We start from the raw sequence: 24,661 nt of genomic DNA on the forward strand, positions 1-24,661 counted from the left end.
GTCGTTATTGGGTGATTGGTTTTGAGGTTGTTGGACGTTGCTTTTTTGTTATGTTTTCCGCAGATTGTCACTGCCATGGTCCGGGACGGAATTGGCGGATGCAACATTTGTGCTATGAGCAATGATTTTTCCCCCACCGCGCGCACGACCCCTCGGCGGCATTCGGAGCGAATGGGCTATGAGGAACGGGCGGTGCATGAGGTTTTGGACGAGGCGCTGTACTGCACGGTGTCGTTTGTGGGTAGTGATGGCACTCCGCAGGTGATTCCCACGTTTCATGGTCGCATTGGGAATCGACTGTATTTTCACGGTTCGACGGGTTCGACCGTGGGCTTGGCCGATGAGAGCGGCTTCGCGGTGGCGGTCAATGCGACTGTGGTGGACGGTTTGGTTTTCGCTAAGTCATGGCCGAATCATTCGTCCAATTATCGAAGTGTGATCGCGCATGGTGTGGCGCGTACGGTCACGGATGCGGACGAGAAGTGGGCGGCGATGCGTGCTTTGATCGACCGGATGGAAGCGGGCCGTTCGGATGTTACTCGGCCGCCGGATGCCAAGGAGGACGCTCAGGTGCGTTTTCTCTATCTGGATTTGGACGAGGTGGGAGTCAAGGTGAGAGAAGGCCTGGCGGCTGAGGTGGCCGCTGATGCCACTGTGGACTGTGAGACGGGCATCGCGCCTGTTCGTACCGTGGTCCATCCACGCGAGTGAAACGGTCGTAGTTCAATTCCTAGGGCCCACCGTCATTTCGACGGTGGGCCCTTTTTCTGTCTTCAGTCGCGCAAGAGCATTCCCACGCAAGAGCCTTGCATTTGAGGCACTTTTGCAAGAGTTTTCGTAAACTTGTAATTTCATTCATATTATGTTAATTTTTTCCCACAATTTCATGACTGTCACTGTCTTAGGATTTTTCCCGGAGAGGAGTGCACGATGCGGCGTATTGGTCGATATACCGCGGGTGCCTTGACTGCAGTGCTTGCCCTCACCGCCTGCAATGAGCCCGATAAAGACGACGACCCTCAAGCGGAGCCGTCTCCCCTTGGAGACGTGCTGTGGAGTTCCGAGCCCACCGATAGCCAATTGGCACAACTGGCGCAACAGGAAACCCACCCCTCCGAACAGTTCTACTTCATTCTGACCGATCGTTTCGCCGACGCTAAGAGCGATAACAACACCGGCGGCATCGACGGTGGAGCGCTGGACCACGGCTACGACCCCACCTCGGAGCAGTTCTATCACGGCGGCGACCTGGCGGGCGTCGAAGAAAATCTGGACTACATCGAAGGTCTGGGAACGACGGCGCTGTGGTTGACGCCCATTGTGGTCAACGCTCCGGTGCAGAGTTCGGAGGAGTGGACCGGAGCCGGGTACCACGGCTACTGGGGCCTCGACTTCCTCCAAGTCGACCCACACCTGGGCACCATGGACGAATTGCAGAGCCTCATCGATTCGGCGCACGATCGCGAGATGAAGGTCTACTTCGACATCGTCGTCAACCACACCGCCGACGTCATCGAATACTCCGACGGAGATAACAGCTATATCTCCAAAGAGGACTCGCCGTACACCGATTCCTCGGGCCGGCCTTTCGACGACGCGGAGTATGCCGATGGGGACGAGTTCCCCGACGTTAATTCCGATTCCTTCCCGCACTCACCGGTCGTCCCGGAAGGGAAGGAGAACCTGAAGAACCCCGAGTGGCTCAATGACGTCACCAATTACCATAATCGGGGTGACTCCACCTGGACGGGCGAATCGGTCACGTACGGCGATTTCGTAGGTTTGGATGACGTATGGACCGAACGTCCCGGCGTCGTAGACGGCTGGGTAGACGTCTACAGCGAGTGGATCTCCTCGTTTGGCATCGACGGATTCCGTATCGACACCGTCAAGCACGCCAACATGGAATTCTGGCCTCGATTCATGTCGGGCATTTCCGAAGCGGCCGAGACGGCGGGAATCGATTTTTTCAGTTTCGGCGAAGTTTATTCCGGTGACCCTCGGGAAACGAGCCCGTATGTCCGACAAGGCAAACTCGACGGCGTCCTCGACTTCGGCTTTCAAGCGAACGCGTCATCGTTCGCGCTGGGAACGGATTCAGGGGACGGGTTGGCCGAACTCTACACGCACGACTCATTGTTCACCGCCCGCGACACCGACGCACGCAACCTGCCGACCTTCCTGTCCAACCACGACATGGGGCGTTTGGGCCTGTCGATTACGTCCGACACCCCTGAGCACGAATGGGTGGACCGCTCCGTTCTCGCTCACCAGCTTATGTTCCTCACACGTGGACAACCGGTGGTCTATTACGGAGACGAACAGGGATTCGTGGGGCACGGCGGAGATGACGCCTCGCGACAGAGTCTCTTCGCCTCTCAGGTGTCCGAATGGGACAACCTTCCCTTGATCGGCACCGACTCCACCCATGCGCAAGACAATTACGACACCACGCACCCGTTGTACGAGGCCATTGCCGAACTGGGACAGCTGCGCGGCGATCATCCCGCACTGTCGGACGGAATACAGGTCACCCGCAGCGCGGGAGACGGCGTCTTCGCCTTCTCCCGCTTCGATCCTTCCAGCGGACGCGAGTATCTGGTGGTGTCGTCCAATGCCTCCAGCAGTAAGACCCTGACGCTGGAGACCGACTCCGAGTCCTTTGAGGCTATATACGGTTCGGCCGACATATCCATGGACGGAACCAACGCCACCGTCACACTCGACGGACGCGATTCGGTCGTACTTCGCGCAGAAGGGACAACGAATACCGAAGGTGATCCGACCATCCAGCTCGATCTCGCCGAGGAATCCGCCTCCATAGCGCACATCGACGCCGACGCCGGAGGAGATCGTCTGACCAAGGTCGCCTACGCCGCCACGGTCGACGGAGAGAACTGGTTCTACCTCGGTACCGCACCCGGTCCTCAGGAGGCCATCGCCTTCGATCTCAACGGCCTTAGCGGAGGCACCGAACTCACGGTCAAGGGCGTCGCGGTCAATCGCCACGGTGACACCGCCTCCAATCAGGCGACCACGATCGTTGCCACCCCCGATCAACCGGGCGACTCCCCCGGTCATGCCACCGTTCACTTCAACGGGGACGCCGAGAAGTGGGGACTGTACGTCTGGGGCGATGTGGCGGACGAATCCTCACGCTCATGGCCCGACAGTATTCCCTTCAACGCCGAGACCGACTGGGGTTCCTTCGCCACCGTCCACTTGGCACCCGACGCGAGCAATGTGGGATTCCTCGTCATCGACGAGAACGGCAACAAACTCGTGGAATCCGACCGTGAATTCAATCCGTCGGAGAACAATGAAATCTGGTTGTTCGACGACAGTGAAGAGGTGGCCACCTCGCCTCCGAGCGACTGGACGGTTCCAGGAGAGGACGATCCCAACACCGCCGTCCTGCACTATCAGCGCGACGACGGGGATTACGACGGCTGGGAAGCCCACGTCTGGACGGGAGCGGCCAACCCGACCGAATGGGACGACGGAATAGCTCCCACCACGGTGGACCGTTTTGGAGCCGTCTTCGAAATCCCGCTGGCCGACGGTGCCGACGGTCTCTCCTACATTCTGCATCGCGGCGATGAGAAAGACCTTCCCGACGACCAGTACCTCGACTTCAGCGAATACGGAACCGAGGTGTGGCTGACGGAATCGACGCCCGGGTATCTCTACCCTGGTAGCGGCAGTGCCGGCGACAGTTCAAACGAACTTGATCTGACGCAGCAACGCGCGTACTGGCTCGACGACACCACGGTGGCACTACCGGACCGCGAGACGGACGGGAAGGTGTATCGGCTGCATTCCAGTACGGACGGCACCATGTCGGCGTCCGACGGCAGCGTGGAGGGAGCCGAAGAGTCGCACGAGATGGTCGCCCTGGGCGGAATGCCGGAACGACTCCGGCAGCGCTTCCCACATTTGTGGGATTACCAGGTCTTCCAAGTGGAGGCCGATGCCCGAGCACTCGCCCGGACGCAATTGGCCGTCACCGAAGAACGACACGACGGCGACGTTCTCAACGCCACCGGCATCCAGATCGCCGGGCTGCTCGACGACCTCTATGCCGAATCGGCCGCCGCGACCGAGCTGGGGGTGACTTGGACGAACAAGAAACCCACGCTGTCGGTATGGGCCCCAACGGCCCGCGAGGTCGAACTGGAGCTGTACGACACTCCGGAAGCCGAACCCACCATCCACGCCATGGATTACGACTCCGACAGTGGAGTGTGGAGTGTGAACGGTAAGAAGTCCTGGGACCGCTCGTACTACCGGTTCCGAGTCGACGTGTGGCAGCCCGCCATCGGAGATTTCGACACCGCGTCGGTCACCGACCCGTATGCCGTGTCCCTGGCGACCGACTCCACACACAGTCAGATCGTCAACCTGGACGACGCGGATCTGAAGCCCGACGGCTGGGACGAATACGACAAACCCGACGCCGTCGATCTGACGGCGACCCACGTTTGGGAGGTACAGGTTCGAGACTTCTCCATCGCCGACGCTTCCGTCGACGAGGAACTGCGGGGAACCTACCTGGCGTTCACCCAGGACGACTCCACCTCGGTACAGCACCTCAAGGAACTCGCCGAAGCGGGCCTGACCCACGTACATCTACAGCCCACCTTCGACATCGCCACTATTCCGGAAGGCGAATCCTCGACTGTTGACTGCGATTTGGAACAGTTCGCCGCCGATTCGCCGCAGCAGCAGGAATGCGTCGGCGACGTACGCGGCGACGATGCCTACAACTGGGGCTACGATCCCTATCATTTCAACGCGGTGGAAGGCTCCTACGCCACCGATCCGCAAGGTACACAACGTATCTTGGAGTACCGGCGGATGGTCAAAGCGCTGAACGATCTCGGCCTGCGGGTGGCGGTTGACGTGGTGTACAACCACACCAGCGCTTCGGGCACCGACGCCACGTCGGTATTCGACCGCATCGTCCCCGGCTATTACCATCGCCTAGACGAAACCGGCGCAGTCACCACCTCGACCTGCTGTGCCAATACCGCACCCGAACACGCGATGTTCGATAAGTTCATTGTGGATTCGGTGACTACCTGGGCGGAAGCCTACCGGGTCGACGCTTTCCGCTTCGACCTGATGGGGCACCATCCGAAGTCGAACATGCTCGCCGTTAAGGAAGCCGTGGAGGCCGTCGACGACGACATCCTCGTATACGGGGAGGGATGGAACTTCGGCGAAGTGGCCGACAACGCCCGCTTTGAACAGGCGACCCAACCCAACATGGGCGACACGGGCATCGCCACGTTCAACGACCGTCTGCGTGACGCGGCACGCGGCGGCGGACCGTTCGACGACGACCCCACCATTCCCGGCTGGGGCAGTGGGATGGACCCCGACTCCTCAGGGCACGCCACCGACCTGGTCAAACTGGGTCTCATTGGCAATCTCGCCAATTATGAGCTGGTCACCCACGACGGAACGACCGCCCTAGGATCCGAGATTGACTACAACGGTCAGCCCGCCGGTTACGCCGAACAACCCGATGAAGTGGTCAATTATGTGGACGCCCACGACAATGAGATCCTCTTCGACGCCTTGGCCTACAAATTGGACGAAACCACCTCGTCGACCGATCGGGCGCGAGCGCAATTGCTGAACCTCGCCACGACATTGTTCAGTCAAGGGGCAAGCCTGAATACCGCCGGTACGGAGATTCTGCGGTCGAAGTCGCTGGATCGGGACTCCTATGATTCGGGCGATTGGTTCAACGCCATTCGCTGGAACTGCTGGAACGATGAATCGGTTGACGGTTTCGGCAGCAGCACGAACGGCTTCCCGGGTGGTCTTCCGCCGGCGTGGACGAGTGAGCACCATTGGGACTATGCCGAGGACACTCTCAATGCGGTGGCGACGCCGGATTGTGACGATATCGCTCTGGCGCACGGTAAGTATCTGGAGCTGCTGCGGGTGGCGTCGTCGACCGAGGCGTTCAGTTTGGGTGATGCCGAGGAGATCGCCGATCGCATCTCCTTCCCTGAATTGGAGGGTACGGATAATCCGGGAGCGATCGCCATGTCCATTGACCTTGACGGTCTGGACGACCGGTTCAATCGAGTCGTGGTGGTGTTCAATAACGACACCGGCGACCTGTCGGCTGATCTCGACGGTTGGGGCGGATCGGATTTGGAGCTGCATCCGGCGCTGGCCGATTCGGTGGACGCCGATATGGCGCAGGCGGACTTCACCGATGGAGCGGTGACGGTTCCGGGTTTGAACGTGGCGGTGTTCGTCGGTTAGTCGAGCACGTTTACGGTGACGAGGGAGAGCCTGCCTGGCGGGTTTCTCCCTCGTTTTCTTGTTTTTCCATCCGCACGACCGCGTTCAGGCCGCCGATGGCCAGTGCGCCGAGTACCAGTCCGAAGAACATGTGGAACGGCCAGGAGGTGTCGCTGTCGGGTCGGCTTTCGACGGCGAGACTCATGTCGGCGGTGGCCCAGGTCAGCGAGTGCCGTACGAAGGTCAGGAAGTCGCGGTTCTCCCAGTGATCGAAGGCCGAGCCGAGGGTCGTCACCATCGTGGTGGATTGATCGTCGAGACCGGCGACGGGACGGGATTCGTGTGAGTTTCCGGCCGTGATGAGGGTCTGATGGGTCGTTTCGGGGTCGTCGTCGTTCAGTTTGAGGTAGTCGGGTGGGGCTTTGAGTTCCATCTCCGATTCGGTGTCGAAGAAGTCCTCCGCCACGCCGGTGATGGACATGGTGGCGTTGTGGTTGCCGAACTGGTCGTTGGGTTCGATGTCGATACCCGGGTAACCGTTGTCGGTCGCGGCGACCACGAGGAGGGAACCGCCTCCCTCCGCATAGGCGGTGAGTTCGTCCCAGTGGCCGGGCGACAGATCCGGGGTGTCGAAGGCGATGACGGCATTGAAGTGGTGCAGCGTTTCGCCGGACGTTTCGACCGAGAAGCCCCAACGGCGTCCTTCCATTTCCAGGCGTTGCTGTGCGTAGGCGTGCAGGGAACCGGTCTCGGGATCGTCGCCGTTGAGGAGGAGGACGGACGGCTGCTCCCGGGCCTGGGCCGGGACGGCGGGTGCGGCGAGCGCCACGGTCATGATCAGGAGGAGGAACAGTCGCGCCATGGCCTTAGGTTAGCAGTGGTCGGCTGGGGCGGTGTGTCCCTGCCGGAGGCGACGCCGGTGGTTGTCGGTGTTGGGGATCGCCTCCGGGTCGGGTTTAGTCGTAGAGGGTTTTGGCGAGGCGTTTCTGTGCTATCCAGATTCCGCCGACGGCGAGGAGTATGAGGTAGCCGATGTGCACCAGGATCATGGGGCCGACGGTGGCGAGGCTGATGGATCGGACCATTTCAATGCCGTGGTAGAGCGGCATGAGGTAGACGATGGGTTTCACGGCTTCGGGGTAGGTTTCGACGGGTATGAAGGTTCCGCCGAAGAGGAACATGGTGTAGACGACGGCGATGAGCCAGTCGAAGTCGGTCCAGTCGCGGAACAGGGTGGCCAGAGTCAGTCCGATGCCGGAGAAGGCCAGTGAGATGAACAGGCACGCCGGTATGGCGAGGATGGCCCAGACGTTGTTGAGTAGTCCGAAGGCGCCCATGGCGGCAACGAACATGACGATGTAGATGGAGCCGCGCACCATGGCCCAGGCGACTTCTCCGAGGGCGATGTCCCAGGGGCGTAGTGGGGTGTTGAGGATCCCGTCGTAGATCTTCATCCATTTGGTTTTGGCGAAGACGTTGATGGAGGTTTCCAGTAGTACGCCCATCATGGCGGCGTTGGCCAGGATGGCGGGGGCGACGTAGGCGGTGTATTCCACTTCGCGTCCGCTGGGGAGGGTGAAGGTGCCGACGAGGGAGCCGACGCCGAATCCGAAGGCGAAGAGGAACAGGAGTGCTTCGATTCCGCCGGAGGCGACGAGGATCCATTGGCGACGGTAGGCGAAGAGGTTGCGGTTGAGCATGGCCGCGGGGCGTTGCCAGCGGCTGCGGAGTGTGTGATGGGTCAGTAGTGTCATGTGGCGGTACCTAGAAGTTCAGTCGTTTGGTCACGATGCGACGGGCGGCGAACCAGCCGGCGGTCCCCAATGCGAGCAGGTAGAGGACGTGGAGTGCGGGGTGGAGGGTGGATTCGATGCCGGTATGGGCGGTGGTGCGGCCCAGTTCGACTCCGTGCCAGAGGGGTGAGGCCCAGCCGAGCGGTTGCAGGAACAGCGGCATCTGGGAGATGGGGAAGAAGACTCCGGAGAACAGGGTGATGGGCATGACGGCGAAACGGAACACGACGTTGAGCATCGTTTCGTTGTCGATCGCCGAGCACCAGGTGAAGATCCAGGGCGCGCAGGCGAAGGAGACGATCATGGCGATGGGCACGAGTAGTACGGCTCCGTAGGAGGTGAAGACGCCGAACAACGTGAGCACGAGGAAAACGAAGGTGCAGGAGACGGTGGCTCGAAACAGGATTCCGTACAGCAGGTGCCCGTTGAGAATGTCGACCGGACGCAGCGGGCTGACGCGTTGGCTGAGGTATTGGCTGCCCCAGTCGCGGTATCCGCCGTAGACGGGGTAGATGAAGTCGCTGCTGGCGAGGGTGACAGCGACCATTCCCACGATGCCCGGGGCGATGAATTCGGCGTATTCCATTCCTCCCAGGGAGGATGAATCCACGTATTGACCGACGCCGAGTCCGATACCGATCATGTACAGAATCGGCATGACCAGGGCCGAAAAGATCGATCCGGTCCAAGAGCGGCGGTAGTTGACGAAGTGCAGGTACGACGCTCGCCAAGCACCGGCCGGGTAGCTGAGTGTCGCTTTGTCGGTAGGGGTTGGTTGGGCCAGTTGAGTCATGGAGCTCCCATCGCAAGATGACTACGGCTATTGGACAACGGGTGTGGTCGGTTCGAGATGTCGACGTGGAACGACGTGTTCGCTCCCTTAACGACAGTGGGTGCCACGTTAGGTTTCGTCCGCGCCCAACTGTCGTCCCGTCAAACGTAGGAAGACGTCTTCCAGGGTCGCCCGGCGATCGTAGATGCTGGTGGGTTCGATCTGTCGCGCGCTGAGTTCGGTGAAGGTGGCGGCGGAGTCGTCGGTGTAGACCAATACCCGGTCGGGAAGCGGTTCGATTTGATTTCCGGCCCCGTCCAGGCGTTCGGCGATCTCGACCAGCTCGGAGGTGCGCCGGGCACCGAAGCGCAGTTCCACGACCTCTTTGGTCACGTGGGTTTCGATCAGTTGCCGGGGTGAGCCTTCGGCGATGATCTTACCCTCGTCCATAACCACCAGACGGTCGCACAGCTGTTCGGCCTCGTCCATGTAGTGCGTGGTCAGCAGGATGGAGACGCCGCGTTGCTTGAGTTGGAAAAGGCGTTCCCACACCAGGTGGCGCGCTTGCGGGTCGAGCCCGGTGGTGGGTTCGTCCAGAATGATCAGGTCGGGTTCGTTGATCAGTCCCCGGGCAATGCACAGACGCCGTTTCATTCCGCCTGAGAGGTTGTCGACCTTGTCGTCACGACGTCCGGTCAGCTGCACGAAGTCCAGGAGATCGTTGGCGCGACGCCGCGCTTCCTTACCCTTGATGCCGAAGTAGCGGGCGTAGACGACCATGTTCTCAAAAACGCTCAACATGCTGTCCAGGTTGTTGTCCTGTGGCACGACACCGAGACGGGAGCGAATGGCGACTCCGTCCTGCGAGGTGGAATGCCCGAATACCTGTAGAGATCCCGAGGTCGGTTCGCTCACCGTTCCGATCATTCGCATGGTGGTCGATTTGCCTGCGCCGTTGGCTCCGAGGAATCCAAAGGCCTCGCCCCGATCAATGTGGAAATCGATCCCTCTGACCGCTTCGAAATCGCCGTATTTCTTGGTGAGGGAGTTCGCTTCCACCAGGACGGGAACGGTGGATTCGGCTGGAGCGTCGCGTTCGGTGAGTTGTTCAGCCATTGTACGAGACTAACTCACCGCGCCCCCGATCGGCGATCGGTTTTCCCGCGCGGGACGACGCGGCACCGTATCAATCACTCGCCTTGTCGCGCAGGGCCCGCAGCTGCTTTTCGGCCGCCACCAGCTCTCCGAACAGACGCATGTACTCCTCTTGATCGTTGGAGGGGTTCACCCGTTTCAACCGCTGCTTCATCTCCTCCACGTCCCGTGCCACCACGGGACGCTGGATCTGCGCCAACAAACGTTGCACGTAGTGATGATCGGGTGCGGAGTCGATGAACAACGGCTCAACGACCAGTTCATTGACCAACGCGCTCGCCGCCATGTCGTCGCAGGCGGCCACGACCTCACTTGCCCAGTTCGCCCCGGCCGTCGCAGCCGAACCCGCTCCCCCGGCCCGTGCGATGGCCTCGCGGATGACACGGTACTGGCCCTCGGTGTAGACGGTGGAGTCCACCTCGTCGAAGTACGGACCGGCGAGCGCGGGGTTCTGTAGCGCCAGTTTCAACGCCTCACGTTGCGCCTGAGCGATCACGGGATCGGTCTGGTGGGTGGGGCGACGGGTCGTCGACGATTCCGGGCGAGCGCCCTGGCCGTGGCGTGCGTTGCGTACGGCGCGTTTCAGGTCTGCTTCGTCGGCGCCGACGGCGGCGGCGATGGTTTTGACGTAGTCGTTTTGGTAGACGCCCGATTTGAGGGCTCCGAGGATCGGTACGACCGCTTGTTGTGCGTGGGTGCGGCCTTCCGGGGTGTCGAGGTCGTGTTTTTGGATCTCGTTGTCGAGCACGAATTTGGCGAGCGCTTCGCGTGAGGCGATGAGGTCGTGGACGGCCTGGTCTCCTTTGTTTTGGCGGAGTTCACAGGGGTCCATGCCGTCGGGAGTGATGGCGACGAAGGTGTTGGCGATGAATTGTTGATCGCCTTGGAAGGCCTTTCGCGCGGCGCGCATTCCCGCCTCGTCGCCGTCGAAGGTGAAGATGATTTCGCCGGTGTAGGAGTCGGAGTCGAAGAGGAACCGCCGCAGCAGGCGAATGTGTTCGCTGCCGAAGGCGGTGCCGCAGGTGGCGACGGCGACGGGGACCCCGGCGAGGTGTGCGGCCATGACGTCGGTATAGCCTTCCACGATGGCGACTCGACCGCTGTGGGCGATGTGTTTGCGCGCCAGGTCGATACCGTAGAGGACCTGGGATTTCTTGTACAGCGGTGTCTCGGGCGTGTTGAGGTATTTGGGGCCCGGGTCGTCGTCGCTGAGTTTGCGGCCTCCGAAGCCGATGGTGGCTCCGGAGGTGTCGCGGATCGGCCAGATGAGGCGTTGTCGGAACCGGTCGATCAGGTTTCCGGTGCGGGCGGGTTTGGCGAGTCCGGCGGCGGTGATGTCGTCGGCGCTGAATCCTTTGGCGCGTAGGTGTTTGGTGAGTGCGTCCCAGCTGTCGGGGGCGAAGCCGCAGCCGAAGTGTTCGGCGGCGTCTTTTCCGAATCCGCGGCCGGTGAGGAATTCGCGGGCGATGGAGGCGTCGGGGGCGGTCAGGTGTTGCTGGAAGAATTCGGTGGCGGTGCTGTTGATGTCGAGGAGTCGCTGTCGTTGCCCGGGTTTGTGTCGGGGGCTGGAGCGGCGGCCCGCGTCGTCTTCGTAGGTCACTTGGAATCCGGCTTTGGCGGCGAGGCGTTCCACCGCCTCGGCGAAGGACAGTCCGTCGGCTTCCATGAGGAAGGTGATGGCGTCTCCGCCGACTCCGCAGCCGAAGCAATGGTAGACCCCGCGTGCGGGGGTGACGTTGAAACTCGGGGAGCGTTCGTCGTGGAAGGGGCACAGCCCCATCTGGTTTCCGCCTCCGGCGTTGCGCAGGGTGACACGCTCCGAGATGACGTCGGCGATGTCGATTTGTTCGCGTACACGCTGAATGTCCGCTTGGCGGATCCGTCCTGCCACTTCTCCCCTCCTGACCGTTCGGATTCCCATTGTGCCTCACCGGCCGAGTGCAAGAACACTGACTTGAGGCCAACTGTGCTCTTCATTTCCAGCTCGTTCACCGTTAAGCTAGAGAGAAGCACACCATACAGGCGGTACCGGGCAAATTGGACGCATCGGGCGTCTCTGTTCGTCACGCATGCGGAGCCCTGGGGATTCGCACGGAGACTCGAACGGAGCCCCGCCCTTTGCTCACGAGTTCTCGAACACGCCTTGGTGACCACGCCTCAGTACCATTGATGAGAGTCAGCTAGCCTAGCCAATCATGCCGGATGTCCCGAATTCTTCGCAGCCGCCCGCAGTGCCGCCGAGTTGGCCGCCTGCGGATGACGCCGCCGCAGCACCCGATACCAATCCGCCGGTCGTGAAAGCGCGCGGTGTGGGGCGGATGGGATCCGACACCATACCGGAACAGGCGGATTATTGGTCGGGGACGGACGGCGCGGTCCCTCCTTCGACTCCGCAACTGCCAGCCACGGAGGAAGCAGCCAGCCCTATGACAGGCGAATACGAGCGGTCATCTCAGCCGGAGGCCCCAGCCACACCCGCTTCGTCGGGATTCGACGGACGTGAACCCTGGTCGGCTCCTCCCGAATCCAACGACCCTGCCCCGTCGCCCGAAGCGGGCCTGCCACGTCGGCAGTCTCCACCGGCCTCGCAGCTTCCCCGAGAACCGTGGTCCTCCCCTCCTCCCTCACAGCCGTCACCGCCGGTCACCTCCCAGCCGCAGAGCCAACCCGGCCCGTCGGCGGCACCGGCTCCGCTGTCGGAACCGACCCCGCGAGCTGACAACGCCCTTCCCAGCGCCGGTGGCCCACCGCCCGGATCGTCATCGCTCCCGCAGGCCGGTCCCGCTCCGCAAGCGGGACGTCCGCCGCAAGCGGAATCACCGCAGGCGCCGCCGCGACCCGGCCCGGATCACGCCTCGACCTCGGGTAACGACCAACACGGTTTTGGTGCGCCATACGGAACGTCGGGCGCGGCCCCCACGGCCGCGCCAGGGACGCCTCCGTCACCGCCCTCGCCTTCCGGCTCTCCGACACCCCCTCCCGACGACGGCGACGCCACTCTCGTCATCCGATTGCCACAGTTCCTGCGTAAAAAGAAATCCGACGGTGAAGAGGACAAACCGGCCGTACCGCCCACCCACACGAAGGTGCGCTACGCCCTGTACGCCATCGGCGCGGTCATCGTTCTGGGCATGATCATCGGGATCGTTATCATGCTGGGCACCTCGCCGGGCGGCGGCGACGAAGAGCCCGGTTCCGGGGAAAGCTCCACGCAGCAGGACGACAGCGGCGAAGAATAGTCGACGCACAGATGTGGATGAACAGAATTAACGAGGTGTGCTGTGACAGTCATTGAATCGCCCGTGGACGAACACGCTCCCACCCTGCCGAGTGAACTCGATGCGCTTCGCCTCGGCGATCACACGCTGCCGGTTCCGGTCGTCCTGGCGCCGATGGCCGGCATCACCAATCTGCCGTTTCGGCAACTCTGCCGCGAGCAGGGCGCGGGGGTCTTCGTGTGCGAAATGATCACCACCACCGCTTTGGTGGAACGCAACCCCAAGACGATGCGGTTGGTGGAGTTCGAAAAGGATGAGAAGCCGCGCTCGCTGCAGTTGTACGGTGTCGATCCCGAGAGCATGCGTCGGGCCGCCGCCATGGTCGTCGAGGAAGACCTGGCCGATCATATCGATTTGAACTTCGGGTGCCCGGTCCCCAAGGTGACACGACGCGGCGGTGGATCGGCATTGCCCTGGAAACGGCGATTGTTCGGCGACGTGGTGTCGGCGGCCGTAGCCGAGGCCCAACCGGCGGGAGTACCGGTGACGGTCAAAATGCGCAAGGGCATCGACGACGACCACCTTACCTACCTCGACGCCGGACGGATCGCCGAGGACGCCGGAGCGGCCTGGGTCGCCCTACACGGGCGCACCGCCGCCGAACGCTACTCCGGCCACGCCGACTGGGACGCCATCCGGCGTCTCAAAGAACACGTCTCCCTACCCGTCCTCGGCAACGGCGACATCTGGGAGGCCGACGACGCGCTCCGCATGGTCACCGAGACCGGCTGCGACGGTGTCGTCGTGGGACGCGGCTGCCTGGGACGACCGTGGCTCTTTTCCGACTTGGAAGCCGCTTTCCGAGGCCGACCCGATCGTCATCTCCCCGACCTGGGGCAGGTGTCACGACTGATGGCCCGCCACGCGCGCCTCTTGGTGGACTGGTTCGAACAGGCCGAGTCGTACGAAGCGCGCCGCAACATATCCGCCGAAAAGCACGGCTGCACCGAGTTCCGCAAACACGTCTCCTGGTACCTGAAGGGCTTCCCGGTGGGGTCCCAGCTGCGACGCTCCTTGGCGATGATCTCCACCTTGGAAGAGCTGGACGAGCTACTGGTAGAGCTGGACGACACCGCGCCGTTCCCCCGCGAGATACTCGGTAAACCGCGTGGGCGCACCAACAGCCCCGGCAAGGTCAGTCTCCCCGACGGCTGGCTCGACGACCAGGATGATCGCAGCGTTCCAGTTGGCGCGGAAATCGATTCCTCCGGTGGTTGACTCCCACCGGTGGTCGCACCGCATGATCACTCGCTCACTGAGTCGGAGAGTCGACACTCACATTTCCCATATCTTGGGACGATTGGCGGCCTTATCTAAGGCTGTCAAGTAACCTTAGCCCCAAGTTCGGTGTGAAGCTGGTCGCATGTCGGTAACTTTTCACGTTATTTCAGCGTTTAGCCTCACGTCCGGTCCTACAATGCGCTTTACTGTGGAGTGGAGGACATCGACGTCAACCACCGAAGTGAAGCGTGTGGACCGCAAATATTGCAGGGTCACCACATCACATAAAGGAGCGCCTAGTCATGGCCCAAACAACCGGTGTCAAGGATGAAGAATCCTCGTCTTCTGACAGCGATTCCGATCCCGCACCAGACATCGATCTGTCCGATCTTCCGACCAGTCCGTCGTCACCGGCACCGTTGTGGGCTTCCACCAGCAAGGTGTCATATTCCTGCACCCATACCGAGGATGACGGCCACTCCGATTGGGTCGATTGCGATACGACGATTCACAATGACTAGCCGACGCCATTAATCCATCTCCGCCGCCGGGCCACGTTCACTGGTAGGCAGTTCGCCGGGTAGGCCAATGCCTTGGGTTCACCTGTGGTGCACTGCCTGGTGGGAATCCACCCACCGGGCCACCGCAGCGACGTTCCCGACGGTCCATACCCCGCCCCGGAATGGGCTCTGCGGTTACCCGACGGCCTCGCATCGCCACGGTCACCTGAGTAAGCTGGTCGCCTGAGGAAGCGCGGTCGCCCGAAGAAACCTCCCGGGAGCCTCCGGGAGACGGACAAGGCGGAACGACACACAGCAGGGCTCCTACGGTGCCTTTCCGAATGGAAAACCGCCGTAGGAGCCCTGCTGTGTGTTCTCCCGGTGTGGAGCGGGAAACTTTGCTCCACACCGGGTTCGTCGTTTTTAGTGCAGTTTTAGTGCAGACTCTAGCTGTAGTGCATCTGCTTTAATACTGACGCTTAATTGCGGGCACTTTAATGCAGACGCTCGGCCAGGAAACGCTCCACCTGGTCCAGCGACACACGTTCCTGCTTCATGGTGTCCCGGTCACGAATGGTGACCGCCTGGTCGTCAAGGGTATCGAAGTCGACGGTGACGCAGAACGGCGTACCCACCTCATCGGCACGCCGGTAGCGGCGGCCGATCGCGCCCGCGTCGTCGAATTCGACGTTCCACCGACGCCGGAGCTGAGTGGCCAAGTCCTTGGCCTTCGGCGATAGCTTCTCATTGCGGCTCAACGGAAGCACGGCGGCCTTCACCGGGGCCAGACGCGGGTCGAAACGCATGACCGTGCGCTTGTCCACTCCGCCCTTGGCATTGGGGGCCTCATCGACGTCATAGGCCTCAATCAGGAAGGCGAGAACCATGCGGGTCAAACCGGACGCCGGTTCGATGACGTACGGTGTCCAACGCTCGCCCTTGGCCTGATCGAAGTAGGACAGGTCTTGACCCGAATGCGCGGCGTGAGTGGACAGATCATAGTCGGTCCGGTTCGCCACACCCTCCAGTTCGTCGAACTCCTTGCCCCCGAAGCCGAAGCGATACTCGATGTCGACGGTGCGCTTCGAATAGTGGCTGAGGTCTTCCTTGGCGTGCTCGTGCCGACGCAGGTTCTCCGGTGAGAGTCCAAGGTCGATGTACCAGTTCCAGCGGGCCTCCAGCCAGTATTCGTGCCATTCCTCGTCACTGCCGGGCTCGACGAAGTACTCCATCTCCATCTGTTCGAATTCCCGCGTACGGAAAATGAAGTTCCCGGGGGTGATCTCGTTTCGGAACGACTTACCCACCTGAGCGATACCGAAGGGGGGTTTCTTACGCGCGGAGGTCATCACGTTGGAGAAGTTCACGAAGATCCCCTGTGCGGTCTCCGGGCGCAGGAAGTGCTCGCTGCCCGCACCCTCGACCGCACCCAGGCTGGTGCGCATCAATCCATTGAAGTTGCGTGGCTCGGAGAACGATTGCCGCGCACCACAGTGCGGGCAGGCAATGTCGGCGAGCCCGTTTTCCGGAGGACGGCTGTGCTTGGCCTCGTAGTTCTCCAGAAGGTGGTCGGCGCGGAAACGCTTGTGGCAGGACTGGCATTCGGTGAGAGGGTCGGTGAACTGTTCGACGTGGCCGGACGCCTCCCACACCTGGGGGTTGAGAATGATGGCCGAGTCGAGACCCACGACGTCGTCGCGTTGCCGCACCATCGAGGCCCACCAGTGCTCGCGAAGGTTGTCCTTCAGCTCAACACCGAGCGGACCGTAATCCCAGGCTGACCGGGTCCCTCCGTAAATCTCCGAGGAAGGGAAGACGAAACCACGCCGCTTGGCGAGGCTGATGATGGCGTCATTTCGGTCTTTGGCCATGAGATTCTCCTTTTGCTCTTCCGGCTGGCGGTCGGCGAGACTAAACATCAGTTGTAGCATTCGCGCGCGTATCACGCACGTTGAAATCAGCGGGGCCGTTCTCGCGACAGCATCCACCGAAGGTCATTCGACGGTAGTACGACGGACGGTCACCACGATGGAATCCGGCCTGCTGAGAGTGACAATGCTGAGACACCACCTTACCGCGCAGTCACGTCGACGTGTAGCCGACACCCGCCGGTTGTGGAGTGACCCGACCCTAATCGGCCGCGGTGCCACGCCAACCGCAGACGGCGACGTTCAGGTCACGACCTTCCTGCTCCATGACCACCGTCAGCGTGACCTCCGAACCCTCATCGCTTTCCATGACGACTTCATAGTCCTCATAGGTCGGGATCAGACGGTCGACCTCCCACTCTTGGCCTTCCCATTCCTCCCATTCGGAGGTGTAGGCACTGGAGGGACGTTTTTGCAGTTCACCGCAGAGACTGGCATAGGCTTCGTCCCACGATCCGCTGGAGACGCTCGCCATGAATTCTTCCGCCGAGGATTCGATGTTGCGCTGCAGCCCTTCGTCGATCTTAACCAGAGCGGTAACGAACGCCACGCCAATACCCGAACAGAGTACGACACCGAGAACAATCGGAACGATGACCTTCAACGCGGTACGTCCCGCGTTCCTCTCGGTGGGAGGGGCGGCGAAGGGAACATAGATTCCCGGAATGAAGGATTCCTCGGGTTCTTCCTCGCGCGGCCGATTGTCCTCGGCTTCCGACGATAGGACGGCGGCCTCGTCAGACGGTTCGTCCGACTGCTGTTCTCCCTGAGGATCGTCGCGGTCGTGGGGTCGCGGCGTGTCGGTCACGGCTGGTCGCTCCTGCCTATGGTGTCGGGCGAGTGGTCCGAGGTGGTGACGGTGCTGGAAGATCCGGGCTCACACGTCACCAGAGTTTCAAATCCCACCGCTTCGGGTAGTGCCTGTGACAAGAGTGGGGTCGACATTTTCACGTCGTAGCTGGACAGACTGCGACGGTAATCCCCAATATTGTCCCATTCGGTCCACAGTACCCACGTTTCGGGCTCATCGACGGCGCGCGCCACTCCACCTCGGAGGTAGCCCCGGCACCGCGCGAAGGCTTCTAGGGCAGGGGCGGCTTCCTTTTGGAATCGCTCGGGGTCGTCGGTGCTGAATCGATTGATTGCCAACATCAGGCTTAGTCTAATGCGTCGCCACTATGAACCACCCGAGGTGGTGGAACAGGTGGAACACAGACCATGCAGTTCCACGGTATGGCCGACGTCGCTGAAACCGTTCTCCTCCGCCACACGCAGGGCCCATTTTTCCACCGTCGGACCGGAGACCTCCACGGCCGCACCGCAGGAACGACACACCAAATGGTGATGATGCTCGGTGGCCTCACAACGACGATAGAGATAGTCACCCCCGGGCAAACGCATGACGTCGACGATGTCGGCGTCCGCCAATGCCTGCAGGGTCCGATATACGGTCGTCAGGCCGATTTTGGACCCACGGCTCTTCAAAATCGCGTGTAGGTCCTGTGCCGAACGGAAGGAGTCCTCTTCCTGCAATAGTTCCATCACCGCGGCCCGCTGTTTGGTGGAACGGGTCATGGAACTGGTTGGTTTCGCCCCTTGAGGGTTCGGCATTAGTGGTGGCCTTCCTGTGCGTGGTGCACCGCGTCGGTCACGATGTGTGCGATGTGGTCGTCTACCAAGCTATAGGATATTTCGCGCCCGGTTCGCGTGCCGTGCACGACCCCGGCGGCGCGCAGAATCCGCAGGTGCTGGCTGACCAACGGCTGGCTGACGTGAAGTGCGTCAACGAGTTCGTGCACATACCGAGGACTGCCGGCCAACTCCATGACGATGGCGATCCGCAAGGGCGCGGATATGGACCGTAGCAGTTCCGCGGCGGCTTCGAAACTCGCGTTGTCGTCCGGATGTCGAGCACCGGATACGGGGTACTCGTCCATTCTGGGCTGATTCTCGTCACTTGGCACTGGTCAACGATATCGCGTCCGCAGCGTCAAGGCCAGTTCCAGCACTGCGTCGCCGCATGATCGCCCGACCGAGTGTGGCGACGACGGTGACCGCAACGAACACGGCGATGGCCAGCAAGACGATCGTCGCTCCGGGGGGTACGTCGAGGCGACCGGCGAGCAGAACTCCGCTTCCCGCCACCAAGGAGCCACCCACCATCGCGATCAGGTACGTGGAACGGAACGAACGTCCAATCTGAGAAGCGGTCACGACCGGAATCACCAACAGCGCCGAAACCAACAGCAGTCCCACCACACGCATCGACACCGACACCACTACGGCCGCCGTAGCGAGCAGAACCATGTTGAGCGCAATAGTCGGTATTCCCGCCGCCCGCGCGTGGGTTTCGTCGATACTGATCGCCGCCAACCACGGCAGGAGCAGGCTCATGAGAATCACGACCAGTCCCCCGCCTACGGCGATGAACAGAACGTCGTCGCTACTGGTCGTCAACAGTGAACCGAACAGGAAGCTCTGCAGGTTAGCCAGACCTTTGTCCTCCGCCACCGAAGTCAGGAAAACGCCGCCGGCGATACCGCCGTAAAACATCATCGCCAGGGCAACGTCACCGGACGTTTTAGAGTACGTACGTAGCAGCTCGATGACGATGGCGGCCAATATGGTTGCTGCCAAAGTGGTCCACAAGGGCGTTACCGAGGTGATGAGCCCGACGGCCACTCCGGTGATGGCCACGTGCCCAAGCCCGTCCCCCAGAAGGGCCAGCCTGCGTTGCACGAGGAACACCCCCACCGTGGGAGCGCACAGACCCACGATCAATGCGCTGAACAGGGCGTTGCGCATGAATTCGTAGTCGAGCATGGCGGTAATGCTCATCGGCGTACTCCTCCAGAATCGTTGGGTCGCAAGTCATTAAGGCCACGCAGGCCGGTGGTGTCGGTGTCCCCGAGCTGATCGGGGTGAAGGCATCCCTGTGAATCTCCGGACGGACCCGGCTTTGATTCGCTGGGGCCGTCATAGGCCTTGCGCCCACGATGCAGATGAACGGTCCGATGTAGATACTGTTGCAGCGGACCGGCCTCGTGTGTCACCAGCACCAAGGTGCAGCCCTCGTCCAGTTTTCGGGCGATGACCTCGGTGAGAAGCTCCTGCGTCTCCACGTCCACTCCCACGGTGGGCTCGTCCATGATCAACATGTCGGGAGCTCCGGCCAGTGCCCGAGCGATATAGGCGCGCTGCTGCTGCCCACCGGACAGTTCTCCCATGGGCTTGCGCGCAAGGACGTTCAGATCAACGGCGGCAATCGCCTCCCAGGTCGCCACTCGATCGTCACGGGTGGCGGGGAATCCGGTCGGACGTCGGTTCAGGCGTCCGGAGGCGACCGTTTCATATACGGTGGTGGGAATGTTTCCCTGCCCGTCGGCCCGCTGTGGCACGTACCCGATCCGTGCCCGCACCCGTCGGTTGAGTCGACGCCGTCCAAACAGCTCGATGCGACCGGCACTGAGCGGAGTAAGCCCCAGAACGGCCTTGATGAGAGTGGATTTTCCAGAACCGTTGGAGCCGGTGAGTGCCACCGATTCACCCGGGTGAATATCGAGGTTGAAGTCGCTGAGCACCGGTTGACGATGGTAGGAGACGACCGCGTCGCTGATCGTGACGGCGGTGGGCGTGTGCGAGGCCATGGGCTCTTCCTATTGTTCGGTGGCCGACCGTGGTCGTGACGGTCGGCCACATCGTGGTTTACTTCAGCGCCGATTCCAACGCTGTGAGATTGTCGCGCATGAGACTGAAGTAGTCGTCGTTCTCATCCACGGTGACTTCGATGGGGCTGAGCACATCGGTGGTGGCGCCGGTTTCACGGGCAATGGTGTCGGCGACGTCCGAAGAGGCGGTGCTTTCGAAGAAGATGGTATCGATATCGTTGTCGCGCATGAAATCGGAGATTTCGGCTATGCGCTGCGAGGTGGGCTCCTGATCGGGGCTGAGGCCGGAGATCGCGATTTGATGTAGATCGTAGCGATCGGCGAGGTATCCGAAGGCGGCATGCGAAACGACCATGTCCCGGTTGTCCAGTTCCGACAGAGCCGAAGTGTACTCCTCGTCCAATCGGGTCAGCTCGGACTCGAAATCGGCGGCATTGGACTCGTAGTCCTCGGCATTGTCCGGGTCCAACTCGGCCAGACGATCGGCGATGTCGTGGCCCATGGCCGCGTAACGGGTGGGATCAAGCCACAGATGGGGGTCGATGTCACCGTGGTCGTGGTCGTGACCGTCATCGTCGCCGCCATGGTCGTCATCATCATCGTGCTCGTGCTCGTCCACGATTTCGGCTTCGTAAGCCAGAACGTCGGCGTTGTCGGCGACGTCCAGGGACTTGTCGGCGGCGTGTTCGGCCACGGCGTCGTCGAGCGCCGGAATGTAGTCGGGGAGATAGACCACGAGATCCGAGTCCACCACCTCCGTCATGGCTTCCATTTCGATCTCCATGTCGTGGGGCTCCACACCTTCGGGAGCCAGGTCGGCCACCTCGACGTGGTCCCCGCCGACCTGCTCGGCGGCAAAGGCGAGCGGATAGAAGCCCGCTACGACGTCGAGAGCGCCGTCGCCGGCCGCCGATCCGGTGTCGTCACCGCAGGCGGTGAGAGCGGTTGTGGCCATACCCAGTGCGGAGGCCGATAGGATGATTCTCTTTCGCATGGAAGCAAGCCTGCCTGGAGATGATAATCATTGTCAACAACTTATGGATTCACCGGGTACGGCCCATACTCCACGTCCACACCGCTCACCTGCCCCACGACTCGCCGCCACGCCTCCGACGTCATCCCATCGCGTGTATTCGAGCTCACTCGAATACCGATCAAGCGGTTCCGAAACGGCGATCGCGCCTGGCGAAGTTCTCCACGGCCTTCCACAGGTGCCTCCGATCGAAATCGGGCCACAGCACGTCCATGAACTCGAATTCCGCATAGGCAAGCTGCCACAACATGCAGTTGGAGATGCGCTGTTCGCCCGAGGACCGTACGAAAAGGTCCACATCCGGCAGGTCGGGGTTGTAGAGATAACGCGCGAAGACCTTTTCGGTCACCTTGTCGGGATTGACCTTTCCATCGCGCACGTCCACCGCCAACGCCGCCGCGGCATCCGCTACTTCGGCGCGACCGCCGTAATTCACGCAGAACTGCAAGGTCAACTTATCGTTATCTCGACTCATGTCCTCCGCCACCAGCAGCTCGTCGATGACGCTTTTCCAGAGTTTTGGACGACGCCCCGCCCAGCGAATCCGCACGCCCATCGCATTGAGTTCGTCTCTGCGACGATGAATCACATCGCGGTTGAATCCCATCAGCCAGGCCACCTCGTCGGGGGAACGCCGCCAGTTCTCCGTGGAGAAGGCAAAGGCCGAGAGAGTGGTGATGCCCATCTCTATGGCTCCCTCGATGACGTCGAAGAGCGAGGACTCCCCCTCGGCATGCCCTTCCGTACGCTTCTTTCCGCGCTGCTTGGCCCAACGGCCGTTGCCGTCCATGACCAGGGCAACGTGTTTGGGAAGCACCGAGGCGGGAATGGAGGGCGGTTGGGCGCCCGTCGGATGCGGTTTCGGTGGTTCATAGTGTCGAGCCACTGTTATGTCCTCATTTCTGTTCTCCGCTCACAGCATGCCGATTACCTCCAGAGATTACTCGACCTCACCGGTTCGACCAATGCGACGGGCGACCAAAGGAGACACCACAGACGATCCGACACGACGCGACATCGGCCGTTAACGCTGTGCGTAACGCAGGGTGGACAGTCCACGCTGCGAATGCCATTGGAAATGCGCGGCCACCAGGCCGGCGACCTCTCTCTGCTCCACCGGGCCCACCTCGTGGGCGGTGCGCCAATCTCCTGCGTCGAGGGCGCGCAACAGGCGGTGGGCGTCCGCACTGGGCACAACGGATTTACCGGGACGACATTCGGAGCAGACGGCGCCCCCGGCGGCCACGGCGAAGGCTCGATGGTCACCTTCCCGCCCGCACACGGCGCACTCGGACAACGACGGTGCCCATCCGGCCGCCTTCATGCCGCGAAGCAGGTAGGAGTCACGGATCAGAAAGGGATTGAAGTCGGTCTCCGCCAAGGCGCGCAACGCACCGCCGGAGAGCTGGAAGATGTCGGGGTCCGCCTGACCGTCTTCGGGAACCAATCGTTCGGTGGCTTCGCTGATGACGCAGGCGACGGTGTAGGACTCCCACCGTTGGCTGATGACCCCGCTGTTGAGGTGGAGCCCCACCGCTTGACTGACGGTATGCAGATCGCCGCGACCCTCGATGAGCTGCACGTCGACATGGCAGAAGGGGGCGAGTCGCGACCCGAACTTGGACCCGGTACGACGCAGTCCCTTGGCAACGGCGCGGAATCGACCGAGATTGCGCCCGAACATGGAGACGATGGTGTCGGCTTCGCCCAGTTTATAGGTACGCAGGACGAGCACGTCGTCGCGAAGCAGTCGTCGGGTCCCCAAGGCCATGTTTCCAGTCTAATCCATGGTCGACGGCCGGGTAGGCCAGCGCTGCGCCGCCGTCCCCAGGGGGAGCGGAAGCAGGGGTGAGGAGGGACCTTCGTTCCGCACAGGTGCAATATGCCCATCGGTGCCACTACAAACGGTTTGGGCGTCGCATGGCTGGATGCCCGAAAAGGCTGTGTTGCATAATGATTGTGGCCTTTGCAACGGACGGGACAGTAATACAGTCCAGAAAGGACACAATGTCGGCGCACAGCCCACGGGTCTCGGTCATGCCTCCCGAAGCTCCACCTGGAGCCTTGATGGACGCTCCCATGCGGGCACGGTTCCATCATGAGCTGCGGCAGATCGATCGGAGCGTCGCGGACCTGAACCCCACGCAGTATCCCCAGTTCGACGACCCATTGCGCACTCTCCATTCCTGGGGGCACCCCGATCTCAGTCGCCAGGCGGCACCGTTGGCGCGGTTGCGCGATGAAGTGTCCGGCGATCCCGCCGCCATGCGGCGAGCGACCCGAATGTGGGGATCGATCGCTCGGGAGGAGTCGCACATCGAACGGCGTATGGTCCGGTCGAGCCGGAACGATCCGGCGATCCGGCAGGCCGCCCGCCACGTCCACGTGGTCGGCCAGTCCGGCGAGGTGATGCATGCGGTCTGCCGTCATGCGGAACGGCTGTCGTTCCTGGGGCGGTTGATGATCAACGGGGTACTCAGCGAGCTGGTGGGCAGCCTGTACCACAATGTCATCCGTAACGCCTTGGACGGATTGGGGAATGAAACGGTCGTCGACGTCGCTCGGGCCGGGTACGAAATCAGTCGGGCCACCGCTTCGGCGATGACCCTCACCAAACGCATCACTTTGGCCATGGGATTGCTGGGGAAGGTGGCCAGTCGTTACGGTCGTGGCAGCCTGCACGCGGGCGGCTGGACGCCGGACGAATCCGAGGAGTCGGAATCCGAACCCGACGACGCGGACGATGATTTCGAACCACCCGGCGTCCTCGATGATTTGGACGGTCAAGACTGGAGCGATGACGTCTGGGAGTCCGACGAGGTCATGGACTCTCTGGCCGATCCGGTGGAATCCCTGACGGAGGAACTGCACCAGGTCGCCGAGGTCGCTCAGGAGTTGGACTTCGACCCCGACATCTGGGGTTCCTGGGGCCGAGAGTGGGCCGCGGAGTACCACCTGGAGGTGGAGGAGATCGCGCTATTCACCGAGCAAACGTCCTGGGAATTGGCCGATCTACCCGATGTGGACGGCTTCTCGGCGTCGTGAGCAA

The 24,661-nt window shown here is 61.9% G+C and carries 21 protein-coding genes; 6 read left to right on the plus strand and 15 right to left on the minus strand.

Annotation, left to right across the window (positions count from 1 at the left end; genetic code table 11):
• The first annotated feature begins 114 nt into the window (after window positions 1-114).
• Window positions 115-711, plus strand: coding sequence for a pyridoxamine 5'-phosphate oxidase family protein (locus tag HALAL_RS0100455; RefSeq protein ID WP_025272103.1), 597 nt, complete (start codon window positions 115-117; stop codon window positions 709-711).
• Between the two features lie 219 nt (window positions 712-930).
• Window positions 931-6,285: a pullulanase-type alpha-1,6-glucosidase gene (pulA, locus tag HALAL_RS0100460; protein WP_025272104.1), complete on the plus strand. Its 5,355-nt coding sequence runs from the start codon at window positions 931-933 to the stop codon at window positions 6,283-6,285.
• 10 nt (window positions 6,286-6,295) lie between these two features.
• Here pulA and HALAL_RS0100465 read toward each other — a convergent pair whose 3' ends face one another.
• The 5 genes from HALAL_RS0100465 to dnaG all read right to left on the minus strand — a co-directional run bounded on the left by HALAL_RS0100465 (window position 6,296) and on the right by dnaG (window position 11,905).
• Window positions 6,296-7,126, minus strand: coding sequence for a hypothetical protein (locus tag HALAL_RS0100465; protein ID WP_025272105.1), 831 nt, complete (start codon window positions 7,124-7,126; stop codon window positions 6,296-6,298).
• Window positions 7,127-7,220: 94 nt separating this feature from the next.
• On the minus strand, window positions 7,221-8,018 hold the full coding sequence (locus HALAL_RS0100470) for an ABC transporter permease (RefSeq protein WP_025272106.1): 798 nt from the start codon (window positions 8,016-8,018) through the stop codon (window positions 7,221-7,223).
• A gap of 10 nt (window positions 8,019-8,028) precedes the next feature.
• On the minus strand, window positions 8,029-8,850 hold the full coding sequence (locus HALAL_RS0100475; protein WP_025272107.1) for an ABC transporter permease: 822 nt from the start codon (window positions 8,848-8,850) through the stop codon (window positions 8,029-8,031).
• Between the two features lie 108 nt (window positions 8,851-8,958).
• Window positions 8,959-9,945, minus strand: coding sequence for an ABC transporter ATP-binding protein (locus HALAL_RS0100480; protein ID WP_025272108.1), 987 nt, complete (start codon window positions 9,943-9,945; stop codon window positions 8,959-8,961).
• A gap of 70 nt (window positions 9,946-10,015) precedes the next feature.
• Window positions 10,016-11,905: a DNA primase gene (dnaG, locus tag HALAL_RS0100485; RefSeq protein WP_029767126.1), complete on the minus strand. Its 1,890-nt coding sequence runs from the start codon at window positions 11,903-11,905 to the stop codon at window positions 10,016-10,018.
• 505 nt (window positions 11,906-12,410) lie between these two features.
• On the opposite strand from dnaG, the gene HALAL_RS16345 reads away from it, so the two are divergent.
• The 3 genes from HALAL_RS16345 to HALAL_RS0100500 all read left to right on the plus strand — a co-directional run bounded on the left by HALAL_RS16345 (window position 12,411) and on the right by HALAL_RS0100500 (window position 15,004).
• Window positions 12,411-13,223, plus strand: a complete 813-nt coding sequence (locus tag HALAL_RS16345; protein ID WP_035534269.1) for a hypothetical protein — start codon at window positions 12,411-12,413, stop codon at window positions 13,221-13,223.
• 51 nt (window positions 13,224-13,274) lie between these two features.
• Complete coding sequence (dusB, locus tag HALAL_RS0100495; RefSeq protein ID WP_425402653.1) at window positions 13,275-14,480, plus strand: tRNA dihydrouridine synthase DusB; 1,206 nt, start codon at window positions 13,275-13,277, stop codon at window positions 14,478-14,480.
• Window positions 14,481-14,785: 305 nt separating this feature from the next.
• On the plus strand, window positions 14,786-15,004 hold the full coding sequence (locus tag HALAL_RS0100500; protein WP_025272112.1) for a hypothetical protein: 219 nt from the start codon (window positions 14,786-14,788) through the stop codon (window positions 15,002-15,004).
• A gap of 473 nt (window positions 15,005-15,477) precedes the next feature.
• Here the strand turns inward: HALAL_RS0100500 and HALAL_RS0100505 are convergent, their stop codons facing one another.
• The 10 genes from HALAL_RS0100505 to recO form a co-directional block, all read right to left on the minus strand.
• On the minus strand, window positions 15,478-16,854 hold the full coding sequence (locus HALAL_RS0100505) for a glycine--tRNA ligase (protein ID WP_025272113.1): 1,377 nt from the start codon (window positions 16,852-16,854) through the stop codon (window positions 15,478-15,480).
• A 259-nt stretch (window positions 16,855-17,113) separates the two neighbouring features.
• Window positions 17,114-17,719: a hypothetical protein gene (locus HALAL_RS0100510; RefSeq protein WP_025272114.1), complete on the minus strand. Its 606-nt coding sequence runs from the start codon at window positions 17,717-17,719 to the stop codon at window positions 17,114-17,116.
• Complete coding sequence (locus tag HALAL_RS0100515) at window positions 17,716-18,063, minus strand: antibiotic biosynthesis monooxygenase family protein (protein WP_025272115.1); 348 nt, start codon at window positions 18,061-18,063, stop codon at window positions 17,716-17,718. Before HALAL_RS0100515 ends, HALAL_RS0100510 begins: the two co-directional genes overlap by 4 nt.
• 24 nt (window positions 18,064-18,087) lie before the next feature.
• Complete coding sequence (locus HALAL_RS0100520; protein WP_025272116.1) at window positions 18,088-18,522, minus strand: Fur family transcriptional regulator; 435 nt, start codon at window positions 18,520-18,522, stop codon at window positions 18,088-18,090.
• Window positions 18,522-18,848, minus strand: a complete 327-nt coding sequence (locus HALAL_RS0100525) for a metalloregulator ArsR/SmtB family transcription factor (protein ID WP_025272117.1) — start codon at window positions 18,846-18,848, stop codon at window positions 18,522-18,524. The genes HALAL_RS0100520 and HALAL_RS0100525 overlap by 1 nt, the downstream gene beginning before the upstream one ends.
• A gap of 16 nt (window positions 18,849-18,864) precedes the next feature.
• Window positions 18,865-19,749 carry a metal ABC transporter permease gene (locus HALAL_RS0100530; RefSeq protein WP_245597996.1) on the minus strand — a complete coding sequence of 295 codons (885 nt, stop codon included), beginning with the start codon at window positions 19,747-19,749 and terminating at the stop codon, window positions 18,865-18,867.
• The gene (locus HALAL_RS0100535) at window positions 19,746-20,558 is read right to left on the minus strand and encodes a metal ABC transporter ATP-binding protein (RefSeq protein ID WP_025272119.1); all 813 of its coding nucleotides are present in this window, start codon (window positions 20,556-20,558) and stop codon (window positions 19,746-19,748) included. The genes HALAL_RS0100530 and HALAL_RS0100535 overlap by 4 nt, the downstream gene beginning before the upstream one ends.
• Before the next feature lie 58 nt (window positions 20,559-20,616).
• Window positions 20,617-21,573, minus strand: coding sequence for a metal ABC transporter substrate-binding protein (locus HALAL_RS0100540; RefSeq protein WP_025272120.1), 957 nt, complete (start codon window positions 21,571-21,573; stop codon window positions 20,617-20,619).
• A gap of 160 nt (window positions 21,574-21,733) precedes the next feature.
• Window positions 21,734-22,498: an isoprenyl transferase gene (locus HALAL_RS0100545; protein ID WP_025272121.1), complete on the minus strand. Its 765-nt coding sequence runs from the start codon at window positions 22,496-22,498 to the stop codon at window positions 21,734-21,736.
• A 138-nt stretch (window positions 22,499-22,636) separates the two neighbouring features.
• The gene (gene recO / locus HALAL_RS0100550; RefSeq protein ID WP_029767131.1) at window positions 22,637-23,383 is read right to left on the minus strand and encodes a DNA repair protein RecO; all 747 of its coding nucleotides are present in this window, start codon (window positions 23,381-23,383) and stop codon (window positions 22,637-22,639) included.
• Window positions 23,384-23,619: 236 nt separating this feature from the next.
• On the opposite strand from recO, the gene HALAL_RS0100555 reads away from it, so the two are divergent.
• Window positions 23,620-24,657, plus strand: coding sequence for a hypothetical protein (locus HALAL_RS0100555; protein ID WP_025272122.1), 1,038 nt, complete (start codon window positions 23,620-23,622; stop codon window positions 24,655-24,657).
• Window positions 24,658-24,661: the final 4 nt, after the last annotated feature.

The organism is Haloglycomyces albus DSM 45210 (assembly GCF_000527155.1).
GTDB classification, from domain to species: Bacteria; Actinomycetota; Actinomycetes; order Mycobacteriales; family Micromonosporaceae; genus Haloglycomyces; species Haloglycomyces albus.